The sequence below is a fragment of the Mesorhizobium sp. M7A.F.Ca.CA.002.15.2.1 genome, assembly GCF_003998715.1.
Taxonomy (GTDB): domain Bacteria; phylum Pseudomonadota; class Alphaproteobacteria; order Rhizobiales; family Rhizobiaceae; genus Mesorhizobium; species Mesorhizobium ciceri.
Genome location: NZ_RZPI01001150.1, coordinates 1 through 818, shown reverse-complemented (window position 1 = coordinate 818; position 818 = coordinate 1). Strand labels below are relative to the sequence as shown.

Genomic DNA, 818 nt, shown 5'->3' with positions numbered 1-818 from the left:
GGTCCCCGAAAGGCCGCGGGGGTGGACGAAGGAAAAATCGCTGCCGGAAAAGGTAGCGAAGTCGTTGCGCGCGAGCGTCACCTTGCTCTGCTTGCCGCCGGGCAGCGTCACATCGGCGCTCTCGCCGGGATCGATATCGACCGTCACGCCGTCGATGGTCAGCTTGAAGGCCTTGAGATCCTCGCCTCCGGCCGGTCCGGCGCACAGCGCGATGAGGGTGAGTGCCGCCGCCGATACCATCCGCATGGCTGTTCTCCTGCTTCTTACGACACCCCGCTCAGCGCCTTGATGGCACGGTAGAAGGTCGAGGAAAACAGTTCCGTTGGGTCATACTGCCGCTTCGCCGCCAGGAAGGCCGGCAGTTCGGGATAGGAGGCCAGCAATTCCCTGGCCGTATAATGCAGCTGGTAAGGCAGGAAGAAGCGCCCGCCATGCTTGATCGTCACGTCGATCAGCGCCCGCGTCAGCGCCCGCATCCTGGCATTGCCGTCGGCATCGGTCGGCTGGTTGACGTAGAGCACCAGCGAATAGGCCGGCTCCGGCGCGTAGGTCAGCGCCACATCCTCCCTGTGGACGATGCGCACCGAAGCATTGAGCACCGGCAGCGTCTGCTTGCGCAGGATCTCGCGCGCTTCCGCGATGAATTCGACATAGGCGGCACGCGGAATAAAATATTCGTGCAGGATGTCGGTCTCTTCCATCTGATCGTTGAACAGATAGGGCACCGAATCGTGCATCGGGTTGTTGCGGGTGACGAGACAGGCCTCGCCCTCGGCCATGGCCGAGGGCGAGGCCTGTCTCGTCACCCGCAACAACCC

The 818-nt window shown here is 63.2% G+C and carries 1 protein-coding gene and 1 pseudogene; both read right to left on the bottom strand.

The features are described from left to right. Nucleotides 1-246, bottom strand: a pseudogene (locus ENZ74_RS33290) (hypothetical protein); the annotation flags it as partial. Between the two features lie 17 nt (nt 247-263). Next, a partial coding sequence (locus tag ENZ74_RS33285; protein WP_164761474.1) for a D-arabinono-1,4-lactone oxidase occupies nt 264-818 on the bottom strand: 555 nt, incomplete at its 5' end.